This window comes from Pseudomonas sp. GB2N2 (assembly GCF_054897705.1).
In genome coordinates this window covers 1,041,929-1,064,560 of record NZ_CM142701.1, presented here as the reverse complement: position 1 = coordinate 1,064,560, position 22,632 = coordinate 1,041,929, and the positions used below count along the sequence as shown (strand labels likewise).

21 protein-coding genes and 2 pseudogenes are annotated in these 22,632 nt (G+C 60.0%); 12 read left to right on the top strand and 11 right to left on the bottom strand.

All coding sequences use genetic code 11. The features are described 5' to 3' along the window. Window positions 1-48: 48 nt before the first annotated feature. Window positions 49-1,446, bottom strand: coding sequence for an MFS transporter (locus tag ACYZT4_RS04885; RefSeq protein WP_461985711.1), 1,398 nt, complete (start codon window positions 1,444-1,446; stop codon window positions 49-51). 491 nt (window positions 1,447-1,937) lie between these two features. Beyond that, window positions 1,938-2,951 (bottom strand): GlxA family transcriptional regulator, encoded by a 1,014-nt coding sequence (locus tag ACYZT4_RS04880; RefSeq protein WP_461988544.1) that lies wholly within the window; start codon window positions 2,949-2,951, stop codon window positions 1,938-1,940. Window positions 2,952-3,054: 103 nt separating this feature from the next. On the opposite strand from ACYZT4_RS04880, the gene ACYZT4_RS04875 reads away from it, so the two are divergent. Then, entirely contained in the window at window positions 3,055-3,963 is a 909-nt protein-coding gene (locus tag ACYZT4_RS04875; RefSeq protein WP_461985710.1) for an alpha/beta fold hydrolase, read from the top strand. Here ACYZT4_RS04875 and ACYZT4_RS04870 read toward each other — a convergent pair. From ACYZT4_RS04870 to ACYZT4_RS04860, 3 genes and pseudogenes are all read right to left on the bottom strand, one after another. After that, a pseudogene (locus ACYZT4_RS04870) lies at window positions 3,950-4,180 on the bottom strand (MFS transporter); the annotation flags it as partial. The gene ACYZT4_RS04875 and the pseudogene ACYZT4_RS04870 overlap by 14 nt on opposite strands. Window positions 4,181-4,324: 144 nt before the next feature. Then, a complete protein-coding gene (locus ACYZT4_RS04865; RefSeq protein ID WP_461985708.1) occupies window positions 4,325-4,786 on the bottom strand; it encodes a GNAT family N-acetyltransferase in 462 nt (153 codons plus the stop codon). 46 nt (window positions 4,787-4,832) lie between these two features. Then, the gene (locus tag ACYZT4_RS04860; RefSeq protein ID WP_461985706.1) at window positions 4,833-6,224 is read right to left on the bottom strand and encodes an aldehyde dehydrogenase family protein; all 1,392 of its coding nucleotides are present in this window, start codon (window positions 6,222-6,224) and stop codon (window positions 4,833-4,835) included. A gap of 116 nt (window positions 6,225-6,340) precedes the next feature. Between ACYZT4_RS04860 and ACYZT4_RS04855 the strand changes: the two are divergent. Beyond that, window positions 6,341-6,684 (top strand): annotated as a pseudogene (locus tag ACYZT4_RS04855) (LysR family transcriptional regulator); the annotation flags it as partial. Window positions 6,685-6,816: 132 nt separating this feature from the next. Here the strand turns inward: ACYZT4_RS04855 and ACYZT4_RS04850 are convergent. Together ACYZT4_RS04850 and ACYZT4_RS04845 are read right to left on the bottom strand one after the other, a co-directional pair. Then, window positions 6,817-7,218 (bottom strand): VOC family protein, encoded by a 402-nt coding sequence (locus tag ACYZT4_RS04850; protein ID WP_461985705.1) that lies wholly within the window; start codon window positions 7,216-7,218, stop codon window positions 6,817-6,819. 17 nt (window positions 7,219-7,235) lie between these two features. Beyond that, the gene (locus ACYZT4_RS04845) at window positions 7,236-7,979 is read right to left on the bottom strand and encodes an SDR family NAD(P)-dependent oxidoreductase (protein WP_461985703.1); all 744 of its coding nucleotides are present in this window, start codon (window positions 7,977-7,979) and stop codon (window positions 7,236-7,238) included. Between the two features lie 138 nt (window positions 7,980-8,117). On the opposite strand from ACYZT4_RS04845, the gene ACYZT4_RS04840 reads away from it, so the two are divergent. The 4 genes from ACYZT4_RS04840 (at window position 8,118) to ACYZT4_RS04825 (ending at window position 12,350) form a co-directional block, all read left to right on the top strand. Continuing rightward, window positions 8,118-9,014 carry an AraC family transcriptional regulator gene (locus tag ACYZT4_RS04840; protein WP_461985701.1) on the top strand — a complete coding sequence of 299 codons (897 nt, stop codon included), beginning with the start codon at window positions 8,118-8,120 and terminating at the stop codon, window positions 9,012-9,014. A gap of 244 nt (window positions 9,015-9,258) precedes the next feature. Further along, on the top strand, window positions 9,259-9,750 hold the full coding sequence (locus ACYZT4_RS04835; RefSeq protein WP_461985699.1) for a DUF1214 domain-containing protein: 492 nt from the start codon (window positions 9,259-9,261) through the stop codon (window positions 9,748-9,750). 134 nt (window positions 9,751-9,884) lie between these two features. Continuing rightward, entirely contained in the window at window positions 9,885-11,078 is a 1,194-nt protein-coding gene (locus ACYZT4_RS04830) for a GAF domain-containing sensor histidine kinase (protein WP_461985697.1), read from the top strand. A gap of 213 nt (window positions 11,079-11,291) precedes the next feature. Further along, window positions 11,292-12,350, top strand: a complete 1,059-nt coding sequence (locus tag ACYZT4_RS04825) for an alpha/beta fold hydrolase (protein WP_461985695.1) — start codon at window positions 11,292-11,294, stop codon at window positions 12,348-12,350. 179 nt (window positions 12,351-12,529) lie between these two features. Here ACYZT4_RS04825 and ACYZT4_RS04820 read toward each other — a convergent pair whose 3' ends face one another. Genes ACYZT4_RS04820 through ACYZT4_RS04810 form a run of 3 tightly spaced genes read right to left on the bottom strand, consistent with a single transcriptional unit; the run spans window position 12,530 to window position 15,594 of the window. Then, the gene (locus ACYZT4_RS04820; protein WP_461985694.1) at window positions 12,530-13,627 is read right to left on the bottom strand and encodes an extracellular solute-binding protein; all 1,098 of its coding nucleotides are present in this window, start codon (window positions 13,625-13,627) and stop codon (window positions 12,530-12,532) included. Window position 13,628: 1 nt separating this feature from the next. Continuing rightward, entirely contained in the window at window positions 13,629-14,537 is a 909-nt protein-coding gene (gene aguB, locus ACYZT4_RS04815) for an N-carbamoylputrescine amidase (RefSeq protein ID WP_461985692.1), read from the bottom strand. Window positions 14,538-14,541: 4 nt separating this feature from the next. After that, the gene (locus tag ACYZT4_RS04810) at window positions 14,542-15,594 is read right to left on the bottom strand and encodes an agmatine deiminase family protein (RefSeq protein WP_461985690.1); all 1,053 of its coding nucleotides are present in this window, start codon (window positions 15,592-15,594) and stop codon (window positions 14,542-14,544) included. 134 nt (window positions 15,595-15,728) lie between these two features. On the opposite strand from ACYZT4_RS04810, the gene ACYZT4_RS04805 reads away from it, so the two are divergent. Beyond that, on the top strand, window positions 15,729-16,601 hold the full coding sequence (locus ACYZT4_RS04805; protein WP_461985688.1) for a LysR substrate-binding domain-containing protein: 873 nt from the start codon (window positions 15,729-15,731) through the stop codon (window positions 16,599-16,601). A gap of 43 nt (window positions 16,602-16,644) precedes the next feature. Here ACYZT4_RS04805 and ACYZT4_RS04800 read toward each other — a convergent pair whose 3' ends face one another. Continuing rightward, window positions 16,645-17,022, bottom strand: coding sequence for a RidA family protein (locus ACYZT4_RS04800; protein ID WP_461985686.1), 378 nt, complete (start codon window positions 17,020-17,022; stop codon window positions 16,645-16,647). Window positions 17,023-17,202: 180 nt separating this feature from the next. Between ACYZT4_RS04800 and ACYZT4_RS04795 the strand changes: the two genes are divergently transcribed. From ACYZT4_RS04795 to ACYZT4_RS04775, 5 genes are all read left to right on the top strand, one after another. Further along, window positions 17,203-18,513, top strand: a complete 1,311-nt coding sequence (locus tag ACYZT4_RS04795; RefSeq protein ID WP_461985684.1) for a flavin-containing monooxygenase — start codon at window positions 17,203-17,205, stop codon at window positions 18,511-18,513. Between the two features lie 21 nt (window positions 18,514-18,534). After that, window positions 18,535-18,951, top strand: coding sequence for a RidA family protein (locus ACYZT4_RS04790; RefSeq protein ID WP_201194257.1), 417 nt, complete (start codon window positions 18,535-18,537; stop codon window positions 18,949-18,951). A 119-nt stretch (window positions 18,952-19,070) separates the two neighbouring features. Next, window positions 19,071-19,748 (top strand): DUF1028 domain-containing protein, encoded by a 678-nt coding sequence (locus ACYZT4_RS04785; protein ID WP_461985681.1) that lies wholly within the window; start codon window positions 19,071-19,073, stop codon window positions 19,746-19,748. Then, complete coding sequence (gene argE, locus ACYZT4_RS04780; protein ID WP_461985680.1) at window positions 19,745-20,896, top strand: acetylornithine deacetylase; 1,152 nt, start codon at window positions 19,745-19,747, stop codon at window positions 20,894-20,896. Before ACYZT4_RS04785 ends, argE begins: the two co-directional genes overlap by 4 nt. Before the next feature lie 299 nt (window positions 20,897-21,195). After that, entirely contained in the window at window positions 21,196-22,611 is a 1,416-nt protein-coding gene (locus tag ACYZT4_RS04775) for a purine-cytosine permease family protein (protein ID WP_461985678.1), read from the top strand. Window positions 22,612-22,632: the final 21 nt, after the last annotated feature.

Here is a 22,632-nt window from a genome sequence, read left to right as displayed (position 1 = left end):
GCCCGATAAAATCGGGCCTTGTCGTTTCAACTATGTCAACGCGGCCACTTACAGGTCCGTAATTTCCTTGTGTCGCGGCACCAGCAGTTTCATCACGCTCCACGCCACCAGATAGGCGCAAGCGCAGATGGCGAACATGATCATGTAGCCGGTGTGAATGTCGTTGATCGATTTGTAGTAGTCGAATACCCAGCCACCGATCTTGGTCATCACGACACCGCCCAGACCGCCAGCGAGACCACCAATGCCGACGACGGAAGCGATGGATTTCTGCGGGAACATGTCGGACACGGTGGTGAAGATGTTGCACGACCACGCCTGGTGCGCCGAGGCGCCTACGCCGATCAGCAGCACCGGCACCCAGAAACTGATGTAGCCAAATGGCTGCGCCAGCAACACCACCAGCGGGAAGAACGCGATCACCAGCATGGCTTTCATGCGACCGTCATACGGCGCGTCGCCGCGTGCCATGAAGTAGCTCGGGAACCAGCCGCCGCCAATGCTGCCGATCATGGTCATGCTGTACAGCACGGCCAACGGCCACACGATGGCCTGGCCTTTCATGCCGTATTGCGCCGACAGGTAGGTCGGGAGCCAGAACAGGAAGAACCACCACACGCCGTCGGTCATGAATTTGCCGAAGGCAAATGCCCAGGTCTGGCGGTAGGTCAACAGCTTGAACCACGATACTTTTTTCTCGGCAACGCCCGGTTCCGGGGTAACGACGACCTGCGCATCACTGCGGATATAGGCCAGCTCTTCTGCCGACAGGCGTTTTTGCTTTTCCGGTTTTTCGTACAGCGCAATCCATACCGTCACCCAGACGAAGCCCAGCATGCCGATCACGATGAACGCCGCTTCCCAGCCCCACAGCCCGGCAATCAGCGGTACGCAGATCGGGGCGAGGATCGCGCCGACGTTGGCGCCGGAGTTAAAAATCCCGGTGGCGAACGAGCGTTCTTTCTTCGGGAAGTATTCGGCGGTGGCCTTGATCGCGATCGGGAAGTTACCCGCCTCACCGATCGCCAACACAGCGCGGGACAGCATGAAACCGGCGATGGACACTGGAATCACGGCTAAGCCGAACGCAGCACTTATCGAAGCGATGCCCTCTCCCATCGGTACTGCAAAGGCATGCATCATGGCGCCGGTCGACCAGATACTGATCGCGATGACGTAGGCTTTGCGGGTGCCAATCTTGTCGACGAAACGGCCGGCAAACAGCATGGAAATCGCGTAGACAAACTGGAACACCGAGGCGATGTTGGCGTAGTCGGTGTTGCTCCAGCCGAATTGCGACGACAGGTCCGGCGCCAACAGACTGAGCACCTGACGGTCGAGGTAGTTGACGGTGGTAGCAAAAAACAGCAGCGCACAGATCGTCCAGCGGTATTTGCCGACCGCCTGGCCGACACGTTGCGCATTAATGGGCTCGTTCAGATTCATGGCATCACTTTATTATTGGATTATGGTGATGATCTCTCGGTTTCAAGCGAGATCACTTGTTACGCGCAACACATTGCTCAGTGGCTCGCGTCAGACGAGTAGCACGTGCAATCGGGGGGTGGAGGTAGCGGCCACAGACACGCGAGATGACTGTGCTAACAAGCGAGCAGTCAAGACCGGGCCACAGGAAGCGACCTTAAGGGCGGAGAGAAAGCGGATTGAGTTCATGATGGGACCCGATTTTTGTTTTTAGAGGTGTAACATCGTATGTCATCGTACAACTGTGCCTTTTATAACGAGTCGCCTACCCGGCTGTCAATCTTCAAAATAGCCGTTCGTCTCGGTTAATGAAGCCGCTTAACGTGCGATTGATGCCAAAAGGCGCAGGCTGCACCGTTCCGATTGGCACAGTCTTCCCATTTTGGAAGTGAGTATTTGAAAATCAGATAGTCGTACGACAACGCATGTCGTGACGATGAAGAGCGCGGTAGCTATTTAACCAGCCGCGTTTCCTTCGACGGCCTGTAGCCAAAATACGAGCTGTAGCACTTGCTGAAATGGCTCGGCGAGACAAAACCACACGCCACTAACACATCCACCTGGGACAGCTCCGTGTGCTGCAGCAGACGCCGCGCTTCGGTAATGCGCAGCTCCATGTAATAGCGTTGCGGCGTGGTGCCGAGTTGTTCCTTGAACAAACGCTCCAGTTGCCGACGGGAACGCCCGGCGTAAATCGCCAGTTGCTCCAGCTCCAGCGGCTCTTCGAGGTTGGCGTCCATCAGTTTCACCACCTCACGCAGCGGCGCGCTCACGCAGACATTCTCCGTGGGTTTGATCCGCCGATAGCGCGACTCTTCGAAGGCGAGGATGTCTTCGATGCCTTCGACCAGCGCTTTGTCGTGCAGGCCCTTGATCCAGTCCAGCGCCATGTGAAACGCACCCGATGGGCTGGACGCCGTGAGCCGGTCGCGATCAATGACATAGGGTTCGCTGGTGACGTGGGTGGCCTTGGCGATTTCCGCGAGTGCGGGGCGATGCTCGGGGTGAATCGCGCAACGATAGCCATCCAGCAAACCGGCGGTGCCGAGGAACCAGCCGCCATTCCACAAACCGGCCAGGCTGACGCCTTGATCCGCCGCCGCTCGCAACAGGCTGACCAGTTCATCACTCGCTTTCAGCTCTGTGCGGTAGCCACCGCAGATCACCAGCAGATCGAGGTCGTGGATCGCCGAATGATCGATGCGCGCGTCAGGCCGAATCACCAGCCCCAGATCGCTGACCACCTCGCCATCGTGCAAACCAAATGTGCGGGAGGAGAACAACCTGGGTCGCAGCAGGTTGGCGGTAACGATCGTATCCAACGCCTGGGTAAACGCCGGCAGCGAGAAATGTTCGAGCAGCAAAAAACCTGTCCGGGTCAGTTGAACAGGCTCGTTGGGTTTCTCGTTCAGATAGCGAAGATTCTTGCCCTTCATGCCACCGCTGAATTGGCGTCGTTCGATCAATGATTGAGGCACTCGGTTGCGTTAACGAACTAGGAGTCTGGCACATCAGGATATCGCAAAACGGTCTACGCTCCTTCCATCGGAACCCACAGAGATAGCGCACATGATCCGTAGCTGGCTGACCGCTTCACTATTTTTGACGCTGAGCCTCCCCGCGTTTGCCGGTATCACGCCATTCCCCACCTCATTCCGCACTCAGGACATTGCCGTAGAAGGCGCGAAAATCCACGTTCGCGTCGGCGGTAAAGGGCCGGCCGTGGTGCTGTTGCACGGTTTCGGCGACACCGGCGACATGTGGGCGCCGCTCGCCGCAGACCTGGCCAAGGACCACACGGTCGTGGTGCCGGACCTGCGCGGCCTGGGATTGTCGTCCATTCCGGAAAGTGGCTACGACAAGAAAACCCAGGCCGGCGATATTCGCGCGGTATTGGCCGCGTTGAAGATCGAACACTCGGTGGTCATCGGGCATGACATCGGCACCATGGTCGCCTTCGCCTACGCCTCGCGTTATCCGCAACTGACCGATCGCCTGGTAGTAATGGATGCTCCGGTGCCGGGCATTCCACCCTGGAACGACATCGTGCGTTTGCCGGTGCTGTGGCACTTCGATTTCGGTGGCCCGGATGCCGAGCGCCTGGTGGCGGGACGTGAGCGCATCTACCTGGACCGTTTCTGGAACGACTTCGCCGGCGACCCCAAAAAGGTCGATGAAGCCACCCGTCAGCATTACGCCAAGCTTTACGCGCGCCCCGGCACCATGCACGCGGCGTTTTCGCAGTTCCGCAGCATTCGCCAGGACGTAGTGGACAACGAAGCGTCGAACAAGACTCGACTGCCCATGCCAGTGCTGGCCATCGGCGGGGAAAAATCCTTCGGCAACAACGAAGCCATCGTCATGCGCAATGCCGCCGATAACGTCACGGAAGTGGTGATTCCCGGGGCGGGACACTGGCTGATGGAAGAAGCGCCGGGGCCGACGATCAAGGCGGTTCGCGATTTTATTGCGAAGTGATGGGGTCCAGCCCGCGCTGCACACACCAGGACAGCGGCAACGTCAGCAGCAAAATCGCCGACAACGTCATGACCGCGACAGGAATTCCCGTGATATCTCCAGGGTGACCAGACACCACCGGCGCCAGCGCCCTGCCACCGATGGTGCCGGTGTAGAACAGCGCGAACGCGTGCTCGCGTTTCTCGGCACTGGACAGCTCCGGGACCACGCCATACAGCGTTTGATCGAAACACTGATGGCGCTGGTCGCGGGCGAAAATCACGAGGAGAAGTATCAGGAAGCGTTGCGCATCCTGTCAGCGATAGCGGGGGCGATGCTAATTCCTCTGATGCTGCGCCGTTCCAGAACTGATCGGATCGTCTCAAACCAGGGCTTTTTCAAAGTACACGCGATCGAACCCATCCTCCGAGCGCCGTTCCACTTCGACGTAACCCAGCCGAGGGTAAATGGACAGGTTGTCGCTCATCTTTACGTTGGTGTAGAGATGAACGCTGGCAAGGTCCAGTTGCAGCGCCTGGGCCTCGCAAAATTGAATCAATGATTTACCGATGCCCTTCCCGCGCCCGGCTTCAGAGACGGCGACATTTTCAAGAAACATATGCTGATCCACCGCAAAGAACACGATGAAACCCCGCACGTCGTCTTGCTCCCCGATGGCAACGTGCACCTGACCCGCAGCGATCTGGGCGCCGAAATCCGCCAGCATCGGCGCAGGTTTTCGACCGATCACCTGAACATACTGGGCATACGCTTGCTCGGCACAGGCGCGAACAGCATCTTCGTCGGTGGCAACGGCTTTACGGACCCTGTGTCGCTCACTCATGGCAGCTCCTGAAAACACCTGCGGGGAAAAGCTTCGCGGAAACTGCTTACCGGCGATCCACCCAAATCGTCTGCACATTGCAAAACTCGCGGATGCCGAAATGGGACAGCTCACGCCCAAAGCCACTCTTCTTGATACCACCAATCGGTACTCGAGCGTCAGACGCTGTGTAGCCGTTGATGAACACGCCGCCCGTCTCCAGACGCGAAGCGATCTGCCGAGCCTGCTGTTCGTCAGCCGACCATACGCTGCCCGCCAGGCCGAACTCGCTGTCATTCGCCAGTTCCACCGCATGATCGGCGTCGCGCGCAGCGATGAGCGACGCCACCGGGCCGAACAGTTCTTCTTTGAAAGAGGTCATGCCCGGCAATACACCGGCCAGAATCGTCGGCGCGTAATAGTTGCCCTCGCCTTCGACCTTGTGCCCGCCTAACAGCAACGATGCACCTTCCTTCAGTGTCGCCTGGACCTGACCCTCCAACTCGTCGCGAAGGTCATAGCGAGCCATCGGGCCGATGTAGGTGTCCTCGGCCTGAGGATTACCGACGGTCAGCGCCTTCACCGCCGCGACGAACTTTTCGGTGAACACTGGCAGCAGGCTTTCTTCAACGATGATGCGCTTGGCGGCGACACAGATCTGACCGCTGTTCTGGAAGCGACCCACCACCGCAGCTTTCACCGCTTCCTCCACGTCGGCATCTGCCAGCACGATGAACGGATCGGAACCCCCCAGTTCCAGTACACATTTCTTCAGATTCGCTCCGGCCTGACTGGCAATGGCCGATCCCGCCCGAACACTGCCAGTGACCGCGACGGCAGCAATTCGAACATCCGCAATGGCGGTGGATACGCCCTCATTGGTGACGTTGATCACCTCGAACACACCGTCGGGAAGTCCTGCCTCGATCCACGCGTCGCGCAGTAAATAAGCGCAGCCCATGACATTCGGCGCGTGCTTCAGCACGTAGGTGTTGCCCGCCAGGATGATCGGAATAGCCCCGCGCAGGACCTGCCAGACAGGGAAATTCCAAGGCATGACCGCCAGCACCGGGCCCAGCGGCTGGAACTCGATGCGCGCCTTGTCATTTTCGACCGAGGTTTTCTCCGACAGCAGCATGGCCGGGCCGTGTTCGGCGTACCAGTCGCAAGTCGCCGCGCACTTTTCGATTTCAGCGCGCGCCTGAGTGATGGGTTTACCCATTTCGGCGGTCATCATCTGCGCCATCGCTTCGGCCCTGGACCGCAGCACTTGCGCCATCTTGCGCAGCGCACCGGCACGTGCGCTGACGGATTCTCTGCGCCAGGCTTTGAAACCGGCGGCTGCGCGCACCAAAGACTGCTCCAGGTCGGCAGCGTTCTCGAAGGGATACTCAGCGAAGACCTGTCCGTTGACCGGGTTGAGTGAGAGAGCGTATAGCGGGGAGGTGTGGTTCGGCATCGGTGATTCTCCTGAAGGCGCCCGTCGATGATGACCTATGGACGCCACCATAAGCGTCAGGCTAACTTTCCGATAATGAATAATTATCAACAAAACATTCTCCCGGAGAGAACGTAATGGACCTTATTCAACTCAAACTTTTCCAGACGGTCACTGAAGAAGGCGGTATCACAGCGGCCGCCGAGCGCCTTGATCGTGTGCCTTCGAACCTCACTACGCGGATCAAACAACTGGAACAGTAACTGGGCGTTGATCTGTTCATTCGGGAAAAACTGCGCCTGCGCCTATCGGCTGGACGTTCCTGGGTTACACCCGGCGAATTCTCGAACTCTCCGGTCGCCTCAGCGCGGCGTTCGTCGACGGCCCACTGCGTCATCCGGGACTCGAAGGCATCAGGGTTTTTGAGGAAGAAATGGTGCTGATCACACCTTCCAGCCATCTGGCTGACGTGGCGAAGGGGCATCCGAAGTCCCGCGCTGAACGCGTTCATTGAGCTTACGCAGGTGGAATCCGGCAAGTCCGAGCATTTGATTGCCCAGAAAGGCGCCTGACCGGGATAACCCGCCGCACTGTCGATAATTTATTTATTGATTCATTGCGCGTGCTGCCAGTTTTTGTAGACAAACTCCAGGCTGTAACCGTCCGGATCAAGGACATTGGCCGCGTAATAATTCGGGTCGTAATGCAGACGGGCGCCCGGTGCGCCATTGTCGAGCGCGCCATTTTCCATGGCGCCGGCGTAGGCTGCATCGACCTCGGCCTGGCTCCTCGCCACAAACCCGACGTGCACCGCCCGCCCCTCGACCACGCCTTTGCGCAACCAGAAGAACATCCGTCCGTTAGCACCGAAACCCTTGAGGTCTGGGTGTCCCGGCGGCCCGTCGTTGCCGTCGAAATCCAGCCGCGCGGTGATACCGAGCGGGGTCAGTGCGGCGTCGTAAAAGCGGATCGAACGCGCCATATCACTGACAGACAAAAAGATGTGATCAAGCATGATTTCAACCTCGTGATTCAGATGATGTAACCGCCAGCCACTTCGAGGGTCTGGGCATTGATCCAGCGTCCCTCTTCCGACAACAGCATGGCGATCACCTGCGCTACATCCGCCGGTTCGCCCACTCGACCGAGCGCCGTTTGCCCGGCAAGCAGCGCCTCGAACTCGTCATTCAAACCGCCACCCAGCTCGGTGCGAATCGCGCCTGGCGAGACGGCATTGGCGCGTATTCGCCGGTCGCCGAACTCCTTGGCCATGTAACGGGTCAGCACATCCAGCCCGCCCTTGAAGGCGGCATAAGGCGCAACGCCCGCCGTTGCAACACGGGTGGTCGCACTGGTCAGATTGACGATGCCGGCGCCCTCTTCCATCAACGGCAACAAGGCCTGGGTGAGGAAAAACGGGCCTTTGAGGTGAACATTTAGCAGGCTGTCAAACTGCGCTTCTGTGACCGACTCCAGCGGACAGAACAAACCGTGGCCCGCGTTGTTGACCAGGCCACTCAGGGTGTTGACGTCCCACGTCATCTGCAATGCCTGGACGACATTCGAGCGAAATTTATCGAAACTGCTGACATCGGCAACATCCAGTTGCAGCGCCACAGCCTTGCCGCCCGCCGCCTGAATTCGACCGATAACAGACTGCGCGGCCTGCGCATTGCTCTTGTACGTGAGGATCACGCCCATGCCCTGCGCTGCACAATGTTCGGCGGCACTGGCGCCGATGCCTCGACTGCCGCCGGTGATGATGATTACGCCCATGTGATGCTCCGCTGTCGTTGAAGTGAGCGACCACAGTAACCACGCCCCACTTCGACGACGCAGCCGTTCCTGCCCGATACCTGCCTGTTTCTGCTTTTCGCTTGCGCCGGATGCGCTGCACCGATCAGCATGCCTCCCATGAACACACAACTGATGGAACTCCGTTCTCTGGCCTCTAAGGCCGAGAACCGTCGCACTGAAACGGGTATTCCGCGCGTAGCCATGGTTCAGGGCGAAATTCCTGAGCACATGCTGGCGGCGGTGTATGACCCGATGATCAACCTGATCCTGCAGGGCAGCAAATCGATGACCGTCGGCGATCGCACGTTGCGCTACGACCCGGCAACGTATTTTGTGATGTCCATCGAGTTGCCAGCGGTGGGACGCGTGCACCCGGCGGCCTCGGGCGAACCTTATCTTGCGGTCAGCCTGACGCTTGATCCAATGGTGCTCTCGACCCTGCTGGCTGACCTGCCCAAACCGATCGGCCGTTACGATAACGATCCAGGATTTTCGGTGGCCGCGGTCACGCCAGCATTGATGGATGCCTGGGTGCGCATGCTGCGACTGATGGACAGCCCCGAGGAAATCGCCGCCCTCGCCCCCGTCTACGAACGGGAAATTCTCTACCGGGTACTGCAAGGCCCCCATGGCTGGATGCTCCGGGAGATTGCCGCACCGGACACCGCCATGGCCCGGGTCAGCCTGGCCATCCAGTGGATTCGCCAATACTTCGCCGAACCCATCCGCGTGGAGGCACTGGCGCAGAAAGCGGCGATGAGCGTGTCTGCGTTTCACCGCCACTTCAAAGCCGTGACGACGCTGAGCCCGTTGCAGTATCAGAAACGGGTGCGATTGCTTCAGGCGCGCACGCTGATGGTCGCCAGTGCACGGAATGTCACCAGCGCAGCGTTTGAGGTCGGCTATGAAAGTGCCACGCAGTTCAGCCGGGATTACGCCCGGGTATTCGGCCTTCCTCCGGCGCGAGACGCGGCAAGGATTCTGGGCGAAACCAAAGGGCTTCACATCATCTGACCAGCCCCGCTGAGTAAGCTCGGAGAGTGCACGCCAAATCTGCTGCTATGATTTCCTTCAGTCCGCAAAAGCGGCGGAACATTTCACTTGCCTTGGAGGCACTGACGCCGGTCTACAGTCGCGTTTTAATGTTGGGCCTGTGCCTGACTGTTTCGCCCGCCTGGGCAGATTCCGTTGATACCCGGCTGGGAAAACTGGAGCTGAAAAATGGCTACCCCAGCCCCCGGGAACACATTGGGAATGGGTGCTGACGCTCAATCCTGATCAGGAAAGCTCCAACTACTCGCAACTGGATGAGCGCACCGACTACACTTTCGAGGCGATCACTGTCGCGGCGGGGATGATCAAGCCCATCGTCGGCGCTGGCTCGCAATACATGAGCGCGTCGAAAGACGTGAACGGGCAATGGCTGGATGGCGGCAAAAATTACCGTTTGCATGTACCGGCGAATGTCCCGGTGAAAGACTTCTGGTCATTCACCGTTTACGACAACCTGACCCGATCGATGGTACAGACCGATACCCACAAGGCGGCGTTGTCGTCTTATGACACGCTGGCGAAAAACCCCGACGGTTCGATTGATCTGTATTTCGGCCCTGCCGAGCCGAGCGCGCAGGCGAGCAACTGGATCAAGACCTCGCCGGGCAAAGGCTGGTTCGCCTATTTCCGTTGGTACGGTCCGACGCAAGCGTTCTTCGACAAAACCTGGGCGCTGACCGACATCCAGGCCCTCTGATCCCGGGTGGCCGCCGCACACCCGCGGCGGCTGCCTGGCCAAGGGCTTAGGTGACCCCCTGCGAAACGATGTCAATTAGTCACAACGCCAGATAAGCGATAGTCTCAGATCACATCCTTTCAAAGCGCCCACCCATGACCCACTCAGAGTTTTCACAGGACATCGAAGCCATCGGCAGCATTGACGCGGTGCCGGTGATCCTGAGCATGGTCAAGCACCTGACCGGCATGCGTTTCGCCGCGGTGGCCAGGGTGACCGAAAAAAACTGGGTCGCCTGCGCGGTCGATGATTCCATCGATTTCGGGCTCAAAACCGGCGGCGAACTGGTACTCGAATCGACCATCTGTCATGAAATTCGCCAACACCGGAAGCCGGTCATTTTCGGCCACGCCAGCGCACATCCGATCTTTTCGCTGCACCACACGCCGAGAACCTACCGCCTGGAAAGCTACATCTCCATTCCCATCGTTCAAGCCAATGGCGAATTTTTCGGGACGCTCTGCGCCATCGATTCTGTTCCCGCGAACCTCGACGCACCCGAAATCGCCCAAACGCTCACCCTGTTCGCCCAACTGATTGCAATGAGTCTCGACACCCAGCTTCAGTTGAAAGCCACCAAACTCGAACTGAACGACGCCAAAGAACTCGGCCGGCTGCGCGAGCAGTTCATCGCGGTATTGGGGCACGATCTGCGAACACCGTTGAGCGCTATTCGCATGAGCGCCGATCTGCTGCAAACCAAGACCGCCGACAAACGCTCGCTGAATCTGATCTCGACGATCCGCAACAGCTCTACGCGGATGGGCGTGCTGATTGAAAACATCCTCGACTTTGCTCGGGGGCGGCTGGGGGGTGGTATTCCCGTGCAACGAAAACTGGTGGACGATCTGCAGCACACATTGCAAATGACCCTGGAAGAAGTCCAGGTGTCCCACCCTCACACCACGTTCATTCATTCGCTGGACGTACCGACGGGTGTCTATTGCGACGCGCTGCGCATCAGCCAATTGCTTTCGAACTTGCTGGGGAATGCGGTCACCCATGGCTCAACCACCGCGCCGATCATCCTCAAAGCCTATGCCGAGAACAACGAGATCGTGCTCTCGCTGACCAATCAGGGCACGCCGATTCCGTCGCCATTGATACCGCTGCTGTTCGAGCCTTTCACCCGGTCCGAGGCAGGGCAGCGCGGCGAAGGGCTGGGCTTGGGGCTTTACATCGCGGCGCAGATCGCGGCTGCGCACAACGGCACCTTAAGCGTGTCTTCGACAATTGAATCGGGAACGCGATTTGTCGCCCGATTCCCGGCGGAATTTAAATGGGTCTGAGTTGAGGCTCTCGCAAAACCTCCCACCACCAAGCCTAAAATTCCTGTGCAGCGCTGTGTATCACAATGTGTATGGCTATCCTCTTGATACATGAGTTTTCACCCGGCCCGCCACTCGACACAGGCCAGATACGTCATCGCGTTCAAATGCAGGCACGGTTCTACAAGGGATCAGCCCGACCCCTGACCCACGGCTTGCAACGGAGACATCACGATGAAGATGGCACTGCACAATAAAACCGTCACACCTCGCCGCCGTCTGGTCGGCTCGTCGATCCTCGTACTGGCCCTGTGCGGCGCACTCGCTACAGCCTGCGCCCAAACCTCCGTCGCAGAGCCCGTCGCTAGCCAGGCCGGCGCCACGTATGCGCCCTCTCCGTTTGGCCCGCTGAAACATGTCAACGCCGGACTGCTGAACGTGGCCTACGCCGAAACCGGCCCGGCGGATGGACCGGTGGTGATCCTCCTGCACGGCTGGCCGTACGACATTCACAGCTATGACGAAGTCGCTCCGCTGCTGGCAGCAAAGGGCTATCGGGTACTGATGCCGTATGCGCGGGGCTATGGCGATACGCATTTCCTCTCCGACAAAACCGTGCGCAATGGCCAGCCGGCCGCACTGGCCAGTGACGTCATCGACTTCATGGACGCCCTGAAGATCAAAAAAGCGGTGCTCGGTGGTTATGACTGGGGCGCACGCTCCGCCGACATTGTCTCGGCGCTGTGGCCGGAGCGGGTCAAGGCGCTGGTGTCGGTCAGCGGCTACCTGATCGGCAATCAGGCGGCCGGCAAGAACCCGCTGCCCCCCAAGGCTGAATTGCAGTGGTGGTATCAGTTCTACTTCGCCACCGACCGTGGTCGCGCCGGGTACGAGAAAAACACCCACGATTTCGCCAAGCTGATCTGGCAACTGGCTTCGCCGAAATGGGCGTTCGATGACGCGACGTTCGACCGCAGCGCCAAGGCGCTGGACAACCCCGACCACGTCGAGATCACCGTCTTCAACTACCGCTGGCGCCTGGGCCTGGTCCAGGGCGAGACGCAATACGACGCGCTCGAACAGAAACTGGCCACGGCACCGTCCATCAGCGTGCCGACCATCACTCTGGAAGGCGATGCCAACGGCGCGCCGCATCCCGCGCCAGAGGACTACGCCAAGCGCTTCACCGGCAAATACGAGTTCCGGCTGATCAGCGGCGGCATCGGCCACAACCTGCCGCAGGAAGATCCAAAAGCATTCGCCAAAGCGGTGATTGATGCGGATCACCTTTGATGATTGATCCATAGTCCGAGACTTACTCCAGCAGCTAGATCAGATACGACTCTACTGCCGTGTCGACGAAATCACGCCGACTTTCATGAAAAAAGCCTACTTCAAATCCATGGATAACCGAGCAAGCTCGCTCCTGAAGGGTTGCGATTGCGATTGATCCAGCTACTTTGTAAACCGACTCATTTCGCCGTGGCCGTCTTGAACTTGGTCCAGGTGCGCATCCGCGCGCGCATGTCGGACTGAGGAATGTCCCTGCCCGGAATCAAGCGCCCGTAGGTGGCTTCATCAAGGTAGATATCCGGGTTGTTGCGCATGCTCGCATCGACATTCGGGCGGGCCTTGGCGTTGGAGGTAGGGTAGCCGGTGAAGTTACTGATGGCCGCCATGTTCTCCGGGCGCATCACGAAGTTGATGAACGCGTAGGCGAACTCCGGGTGTTTGGCGTCTACCGGGATGGCCATGGTGTCCATCCACACGGTGGTGCCTTCGCGGGGAATGCGGTACTCGAATTTCGTGGTTTTACCGGCGCTGTCCGAGGTCCGTTGCGCCTGGGTCATGTCGCCGCTGTAACCGAGGGACACGCACAGGTTACCGTTGACCAGATCGGTCACCGGTTGCGACTGGAACTTGCGAATGTACGGCCGCAGTTTCATCAGCAGCTCACTCGCGGCCGCAAGGTCTTCGGGCTTGGCACTGCGCGGGCTGCGGCCGAGGTAATTGAGGACCACGGCCAACACTTCGTCCGGTGAATCGATCATCGAGATGCCACAGTCGGCCAACTTGCTGGCCAGTTCCGGTTTGAACAGCAGGTCGAGGCTGTTCACCGGCGCGTTCGGCAAACGCTGTTTGATCTGCTCATCGTTGTAAGTCAGGCCGATGGTGCCCCAGGTGTACGGGACGGTGGCCTGGCTCGAATGCTCGTACTGTGTGCGCAGTTTCTGCAAACCGGGCTCGATGTCATCCATCGCGGTGATTTTCGAGCGGTCCAGCGGCAACAGGCTGCCGGCGCGCACCAGGCGCTCGGCCACGGTGTCGCCGGGGAAAATCAAGTCATAACCGCTGCCGCCAGCGAGCATCTTGGCTTCCAGTGTTTCGCTGCCGTCCATGACGTCGTAGATCACCTTGATCCCGGTTTCGGCGGTGAATCTGGCCAGGGTGTCCTCGGCAAAGTAATCCGCCCAGTTGTACAGCCTCAGGGTTTTCTCTTCAGCGTGCAGCGTCGGCATGGCGAGGGCCATTCCCAAGGTCCCGAGCAACAACGTGTGCGCAATGTCCATGTCAAACCCCTTGAGTGTTCCAGCGTGCGTTGATGTTCCAACCGTCCTGACTCAGCAACGCCCCGTACATGTCCGGGCGCCGGTCGCGGTAAATCCCCCAGCTCAGGCGCTCTTCGCGCATGGCGGCGAGGTCGAGGCTGTGCACCAGCACGCCGGTGCTGTCGCGGTCGGCTTCGGCGAGCAATTTGCCCTTGTGATTACTGATGAAGGACGAGCCGTAGAAGCTCATTTGCAACTCAGGATCGGTCGTCGCCACTTCCCGGCCGACGCGATTGGCCGCCACCACCGGCAAGATGTTCGCCGCCGCGTGACCGCGCATGGTCATCTGCCAGTGATCGCGTGAATCCAACGCTGCACAGCCAGGCTCGGAACCGATCGCCGTGGGAAACAGCAAGACTTCAGCGCCCATCAGCGCCAGGCAGCGCGCGGTCTCGGGGAACCACTGGTCCCAGCAGACACCTACGCCAAGGCGCCCGAACGCGGTGTCCCAGACGCGGAAACCGGTGTCGCCGGGGCTGAAGTATTCCTTCTCCTGGTAACCGATGGCGTTGGGGATGTGGGTCTTGCGATAGACCCCCAGCAAACGCCCGTCGGCATCCGCCACGCTCAGGGAATTGAAGTAGGCGTTGCCGGCCTTCTCGAACCAGCTCAGCGGCAACACCACGCCCAATTCCTTGGCCAGCGCGGCAAAGCGCTTGAGGACGTGGCTGACCCGATATTCTTCGGCCAGCGCCAGGTGCTTGTGGCTTTGCTCAATGCAGAAATACGGCGTGGCGAACAGCTCCTGCAACAGGATGACCTGCGCGCCTTTCGCCGCCGCCTCACGCACCAGCTGTTCGGCGAGATCGAGGTTTTTCGGCAAGTCCCAGGTGCAGGGCATCTGGGTGGTGGCAATCGTCAGAATGGTCATGGCATCAACCCTTCACTGGCCAGGCAGGCTGTTGCTGGGTGATGCAATGCACCCCGCCGCCCCCATGCGCCAGGTGGTTGATCCGCACCGGCACCACTTCGCGCCCCGGGAACGCTTGAGCCAATACTTCGGCCGCCGCGTTGTCGGCAGCGATGCCGTAGGCCGGCATGATGATCGCGTTGTTGGCGATGTAGAAGTTGGTGTACGAGGCGCAGAACACTTCGGCTTCGGTGTCCACGGCTTCACTCGCTTCATACAACTCGATCAGCTCGAATTTGCGCCCGTTGGCATCAGTGGCCAGTTCCAGCGCACGACGGTTTTCGCGGGCCACTTCGGCATACACCGACTGTTTGTCGTGGGTTGCGTCCACCAGTAATACGCCGGGACGGGCGAAGGCGCAGACGCCATCGACATGGCCGTCGGTCATGTCGCCCGTCACGTAATCCGGGTCGCCCGGCAGCCAGATCGTTTTCTTCACGCCCAGCAGACGGCTAAAGATTTCTTCCATCTCGGCCTTGGTCATTCCCGGGTTGCGATTGGGGTTGAGCAGCACCGACTCGGTGGTGATCAAGGTGCCCTCGCCGTCGACATGGATGGCGCCGCCCTCATTGCTCAATGGTGTGCCAAAGCACGGCATGCCGAGGTGATTGAGTACGCTGCGGGCCAGCCCTTCATCCAGATCGTGGGCCGATTTACCGCCCCACGCGTTGAAGCGCCAGCTGACACCGGCCAGCCCTTGTTGCGGGTGGCAGACGAAGCTCGGGCCGGAGTCGCGGCACCAGCTGTCGTTGACCGCCAATTCAATCAGTTCGATGTTGGGACCGCACAGCGCTCTGGCGCTGGCAACCGCCGATGGATCGACGACCATTTTCACTGGTTCAAAACGGGCAATGGCGTTGGCCACCCCGGCAAAATTCACTTGCACTTGTGCCAGCGTAACGCGCCAACCCGACTCCCACAGTGCCTGGTTGTGCGGCCAGACCATCCAGGTCGCCGCGTGCTTTACCCACTCCGCCGGCATCTTCCAGTCGATGTTTTGCAGTTCGTTCTGTTGCATGACAAGCACCCTTGAGTTAAGTCATTGTGTTCAATGAAAATGATCTGTGTGGTCCTGGCATGCATGCTACGGCCGCCAAAACGGGCGAACAAACGATGGATTTTGCAGAGAAGTGATTAGAGGAACTTATCAATATGCTCAAGCACTGGCCCCCGCTCAGCACCCTTCGCGGCTTTGAAGCCGCCGCGCGGCTGGGCAGTTTTCACAAGGCGGCGGACGAGTTGCACCTGACGCAATCGGCGATCAGCCAGCAGATTCGCACCCTTGAGGCGTACCTCGAGCAGCCGCTGTTTCATCGCAGCGGACGCAGCGTCAGCCTGACCGATGCCGGCCACGATTTGCTCAGCACCACCCAGGCGCTGTTGCAGCAACTGGCGGTCGGCATTCGTCGCCTCGGGCAATACCAGAAACCCAACCAACTGGTGCTCAACACGACGCCGGCCTTCGCCCGACACTGGTTGCTGCCACGGTTGGCGGATTTCCGACGGGAGCATCCGGAAGTCGACCTGTGGATTTTCAGCACCGATGAAGTCCCGGACATGGCCTCCCAGACCATCGACCTCGCCGTGCGCGATGACATCAGCTCTCAGGCTGAGTGCAGTTTCAGAGTGCTGCACGCCGATCGCCTCTATCCGGCCTGTCACCCGCAGGTGTTGGCGCTCCCCGCCGACCAGCGCACCACCCTTCACGGCGAGCGGGAAATGGACTGGAGTCATTGGGCCGTGGAGGCCGGGATTGATGTCGGGCAGCAGGATCAGGGGCTGAATTTTTCCGATCCCGGTTTGCTGATGGACGCCGCGTGTGCGGGTCTCGGGATTGCGTTGGTCAGCCAGTTATTGAGTCGGCCGGCGCTTGCGAATGGGCAGTTGAAGCCGTTAGTGGAGGAAACCATTCGCGGGCCGAACTGGGCGTTGTTGACGCATCGGGACAGTGAGAACGATCCGTTGGCGCGGAGTTTCGTCGAGTGGTTGCTGGACAACCTGGCACCCGCGAGCACAAGGCTTTAACGACCAGCACGGTCATTGTAGGTCGTGTATTGAGTCTGGCTGCTCAGGCCTTGGCCGCCATCGCGGTCACTTCCACCCGCATTCCTTCAACCGCCAACGCCACACCCACTGCGGCGCGAACCGGCCATGGCTTGGCGAAGAAACGCTTGTAGACCTCGTTGAATGCGGCACGGTCGGCCAGGTCGGTGAGGTAGATGGTCAGGTGCATGACGCGGTCCATGGAACTGCCGGCGCGCTCCAGCGCAACCTTTAAGGCCTGCAACGTGCACTCGCTCTGCGCGGTGATGTCGCCCAGCTCCAGGCTGCCGTCGGCGCGGGTCGGGATCTGGGTGGAAACGAGGATGCCGTTGAAGTCGGCAACGTCCGAGGAGATGGAATCCGCGTCGGGATCGGGGGTAAAGATGATGTCCTGGTTGGCCATGGGATGCTCTTGTTCGAGGTTGAAAAAGGTGTGGGCAGTTTACAGAAAGAGCTCTGCCTCAGTTATTTATACTCAAATGCCAGCTTAATAATATTTTACCGATACCAGGGTCATCCCTAGTCTTGAGCCCAAGAAATGGCAGGCCGTTAGCGACCTCAATCCAACTCGAAGGGTATAGAGATGACCACTGAGAAAATAACAACAGACACGCTGATTGTTGGCGCCGGTCAGGCTGGCGTGGCCATGAGTGAGCATTTGAGCAAGCTGGGCGTGCCGCATCTGGTGCTCGAGCGCAACCGAATTGCCGAACGCTGGCGCACCGGCCGCTGGGATTCGCTGGTGGCGAACGGTCCGGCCTGGCACGACCGCTTTCCGGGTCTGAATTTTGACGACCTCGGCCCCGACGAATTTGCGCCGAAAGAACGTGTCGCCGATTACTTCGAAGCCTATGCCCGGAAATTCAACGCGCCGATCCGCACCGGCGTGGACGTATTGAAGGTTGAACGCAACGTCGGTCGCCCGGGCTTCACCATTGAAACTTCTGAAGGCGTGATCGAAGCCAACCGCGTGGTTGCCGCCACCGGGCCTTTCCAGCGCCCGGTGATCCCGCCGATTGCGCCGCAGGATCAGCCGTTCCTGCAGATCCACTCCGCCGATTATCGCAACCCGCAACAATTGCCTGAAGGCGCCGTGCTGGTGGTGGGCGCCGGTTCGTCGGGCGTGCAGATCGCCGATGAATTGCAGCGTTCCGGCAAGCAGGTTTACCTCTCCGTCGGCGCCCACGACCGCCCGCCTCGCGCTTACCGCGATCGGGATTTCTGCTGGTGGCTGGGCGTGCTCGGCGAGTGGGATCAAGTGGCAATGAAACCGGGCCGCGAGCACGTGACCATTGCCGTCAGCGGCGCACAGGGCGGCCGCACCGTGGATTTCCGTGGGCTGGCGCATCGCGGCATGACGCTGGTGGGGTTGACCCAGGCGTTCAACGGCAGCGTGGCGACCTTCCAGGCGAACCTTGCCGAGAATCTGGCCCGTGGCGACGAGAATTATCTGGCGCTGCTCAACGCTGCGGATGCCTACATCGAACGCAACGGCCTGGACCTGCCGCAAGAGCCGGAAGCGCGGATGACCTTCGCGGACCCGGACTGCGTGACCCATCCGATCCTCGAACTGGACCTGGCCAAGGCCGGCGTGACGTCGATCATCTGGGCCACCGGTTTTGCCACCGATTACAGCTGGCTGAAAGTCGGTGCTTTCGACAACAAGGGCAAGCCGCAGCATCAGCGCGGTGTGTCAAGCGAACCGGGCGTGTACTTCCTCGGTTTGCCATGGCAGTCGCGTCGCGGGTCTTCGTTCATCTGGGGCGTCTGGCATGACGCCAAGTACGTGGCGGATCACATCGCCATCCAGCGTTCGTATCTCGCCTATCACGATGCGGCGCAACGCGAGGCTGAAGTCGCCTCGGTCGTCACTAAAAAAACGGTCAGCGCCTAAGCCATTTTTCAGGAGTTTCACATGTCCACGCCAACCCACACCCGCATTCGCATGTTCAACACCAAGGAAACCTACCCGAATCAGAGCCTGGACAATGACCTTTGCCAGGCGGTCCGTGCCGGCAACACGGTGTACGTTCGCGGCCAGGTCGGCACCGATTTTGAAGGCCAATTGGTGGGCCTCGGTGACCCGCGCGCGCAGACCGAGCAAGCCATGCGCAACGTCAAGCAATTGCTGGAAGAGGCTGGCAGCGATCTGAGCCACATCGTCAAAACCACGACGTACTTGATTGATCCGCGGTATCGCGAGCCGGTGTATCAGGAAGTCGGCAAGTGGCTCAAAGGCGTGTTCCCGATTTCCACCGGGCTGGTGGTGTCGGCGCTGGGTCAACCGCAGTGGTTGATGGAGATTGATGTGATTGCGGTGATTCCCGAGTAGACCGAGTCGCGGCCATCGCGAGCAGGCTCGCTCCCACATTTGATCGCATTCCAATGTAGGAGTGAGCCTGCTCGCGATGAGGCCGGGCCAGACACCTCATTCATCAAGGAGTAAACCCCATGACCTTCTCCATCGCCGCCCGCTGCCCCGAAACCGGCCAGTTCGGCATTGCCATCAGCTCCTCCAGCATCGCCGTCGGCGCCCGTTGCCCGTGGCTGCTGCCAGGTGTCGGCGCGGTCTCCACGCAAAACATCACCCTGCCCTCCCTCGGCCCGGAAACCCTCGCCCTCATGGAGCAAGGCTTCACGCCCGCCGAAGCCCTGGACAACGTGCTCACGCGCAACGGCTACAGCCAATTCCGGCAGATCACCGCAATCGACCACCTCGGCCAGACCGCGCACTTCAGCGGCGGGCAAACTTTGGGCAACCACAATGCGGTGTCCGGTGAACAGTGCGTCGCCGCCGGTAATATGCTGGCGGCCCCTGGGGTGATCGAAGCCATGGTCGAGGCCTTTGAGCACGGCGAAGGTCAACTCGCCGACCGCATGCTCGCCGCGATGAAAGCCGCCATCGCCGCCGGTGGCGAAGCCGGTCCGGTGCATTCAGCCGCAATGGTCGTGGTCGGCGAGCTGACGTGGCCGATCATCAACCTGCGCGTGGACTGGGCCGGCGAAAACCCCATCGGCGAACTGGAAAAACTCTGGATCGCCTATCGGCCGCAAGTCCAGGACTACATCGACCGCGCCCTCGCCCCGGACAAATCCCCCGGCTACGGCGTTGCCGGGGACGACCGATGAACAGCAGCCGCGATTTGCTGCAGACGCTGGTGGCGTTTGACACCACCAGCCGCGAATCCAACCTGCAACTGATCGAGTTTGTCCGTGATTATCTGGCCGGATTTGAAGTGCCTTGCGAGCTGATCTACAACGAGGAGCGCAGCAAGGCCAACCTGTTTTCAACCATTGGCCCGGCGCATTTGCCGGGCATCGTGCTGTCGGGTCACACCGATGTGGTGCCGGTCGACGGTCAGCCGTGGACGGTGGCGCCGTTCGAGCTGACCGAGCGCAATGGCAAACTGTTCGGGCGCGGTACGGCGGATATGAAGGGTTACATCGCTTGCGTGTTGGCGCTTGTTCCTGCCCTCGTCAATGCTTCTCTAAAAATGCCGGTACACATTGCGCTTTCGTACGATGAAGAGGTCGGCTGCCTGGGCGTGCGCTCGTTGCTGACGGAACTGGAACGGCGTCCGGTCAAGCCGATGCTGTGCATCATTGGCGAGCCGACTGAGCTGAAACCGGTGCTCGGGCACAAAGGCAAACTGGCGATGCGTTGCGATGTTCACGGTGAAGCGTGCCATTCGGCGTACGCGCCGCTGGGCGTTAACGCGATTGAATACGCCGCTGAATTGATGGGTGAACTGGGGCGAATTGGCAATCGGCTCAAAGCGTCAGAGCATCACGACGAGCGATTTGATCCGCCATTTTCCACCGTGCAAACCGGGGTGATTTCCGGCGGCAAAGCGCTGAACATCGTCCCCGCCGATTGCCGCTTCGACTTCGAAATCCGCGCCCTGCCTTCGCACGATCCGAGCGAGGTTGCGCAGGAGCTGAAGGCGTATGCCGAGCAACAGGTTTTGCCACGCATGCGTGCGGTGAGTGAGCGCAGCGAGATTCGCTTCAGCCAGTTGTCGGCGTATCCCGGACTGGCGACGGACGCGCACAGTGAAGCAGCTGAGTTGATCGCTGCGTTTTCCGGTTCCCGCGAATTCGGCACCGTGGCCTTCGGCACCGAGGGCGGGCTGTTCGACGCCGCCGGCATCCCCACCGTCGTCTGCGGTCCTGGCAGCATGGATCAGGGGCACAAACCGGATGAGTTTGTCAGCATTGAACAGCTCAATGGCTGCGATGAAATGCTGCAAAGGATGCTGTCGTTCATCAGCTCATAGCTGGGTGGTGATCGCACAATCGCCCCCCCGCAAACCCCTGTAGGAGTGAGCCTGCTCGCGATCACGGAGTGTCAGTCAACGACGATGTCGCCTGACACTCCGCGATCGCGAGCAGGCTCACTCCTACAGGTTTTTTTTGCTGTCCGGCGAGCCATTTTTTTTAACGTCTCTACCAACAATCTTTGTAATTTATCTATCCCCACCCACCGCACATCATCCACTCCAACAAGAAAAGCGTTGCACTCGTGTGGCGCTCACCGAAGTACGTCCACGTACTCAAAATTGCCTTGGAGTCCGTCATGGTTACCGCAGCAACAACCTCCGCCCCGCTCATCGAGAAACACACCATCGGTTACGTGCCGCCCGAAGATCGCCACGGTAAAACCCGCGACTTGTTCACCCTCTGGTTCGGCGGCAACATCGCGCCGCTGCCCATTGTCACGGGCGCCCTCGGCGTGCAGATGTTCCACCTCAACCTGGTCTGGGGCATCGTCGCCATTCTCGTCGGCCACCTGGTCGGCGGCGTGCTGATGGCGCTGCACTCGGCGCAAGGCCCGCAGATGGGCATCCCGCAAATGATCCAGAGCCGCGCCCAATTCGGCTCCCTCGGCGCACTGCTGGTGGTGCTGATCGCCGGCATCATGTACATCGGCTTTTTCGCTTCCAACATCGTTCTCGCCGGCAAGTCCCTGCACGGCGTGGTCGACAGCGTGCCGGTGCCCGTCGGGATCGTCATCGGTGCCCTTGGTTCCGGGATCATCGGCATCATCGGCTACCGCTTTATCCACGTGCTCAACCGCATCGGCACCTGGGTACTCGGCGCCGGCATCGTGCTCGGCTTCGGCTACATTTTTACCCACGTGCAGACCGTCGATTTCCTCACCCGTGGCAGCTTCAACCTCTCCGGCTGGCTTGCCACCGTGTCCCTCGCCGCGCTGTGGCAGATTGCGTTTGCGCCCTACGTGTCTGACTACTCGCGCTATCTGCCGGCCAACGTGCCTGTGGCCGCGACCTTCTGGACGACTTATCTGGGCACAGTGCTCGGCTCCAGCCTTTCGTTCATCTTCGGCGCCGTTGCCGTGCTCGCCACACCGGTCGGCATGGACACCATGGACGCGGTCAAACTCGCCACCGGGGCCATCGGCCCGTTGATGCTGGTGCTGTTTCTGCTCAGTGTGATCAGCCACAACGCCCTCAACCTCTACGGCGCCGTGCTGTCGCTGATCACCCTGATCCAGACCTTCGCCTACCGCTGGATTCCCACCGCGAAAAGCCGCGCCGTCCTCTCGATCATCGTCCTCGGCGCCTGCTGCTTCGCTGCGGTCGGTGCCTCGGCCAACTTCATCGGCCACTTCGTCGACATGGTGCTGGTGCTGCTCGTGGTACTGGTGCCGTGGACCGCGATCAACCTGATCGACTTCTACGCCATTCACAAAGGTCAGTACGACATCAACTCGATCTTCAAAGTCGATGGCGGGATCTATGGCCGCTACAACCCGCAAGCGTTGTTGGCGTACGCAATCGGGATTGCCGTGCAGATTCCGTTCATGAACACGCCGCTGTACGTCGGGCCGATCTCCGAACACATCAACGGCGCCGACCTGTCGTGGTTGGTCGGCCTGATCATCACCTCGCCGCTCTACTACTGGCTGGCCAACCGCGACAGCGCCTACAAACGCCGCCTCTCCAGCGGAAAACTCGCGACCAGCCTCTAAGCGCAACGCAATCTCTGCAGG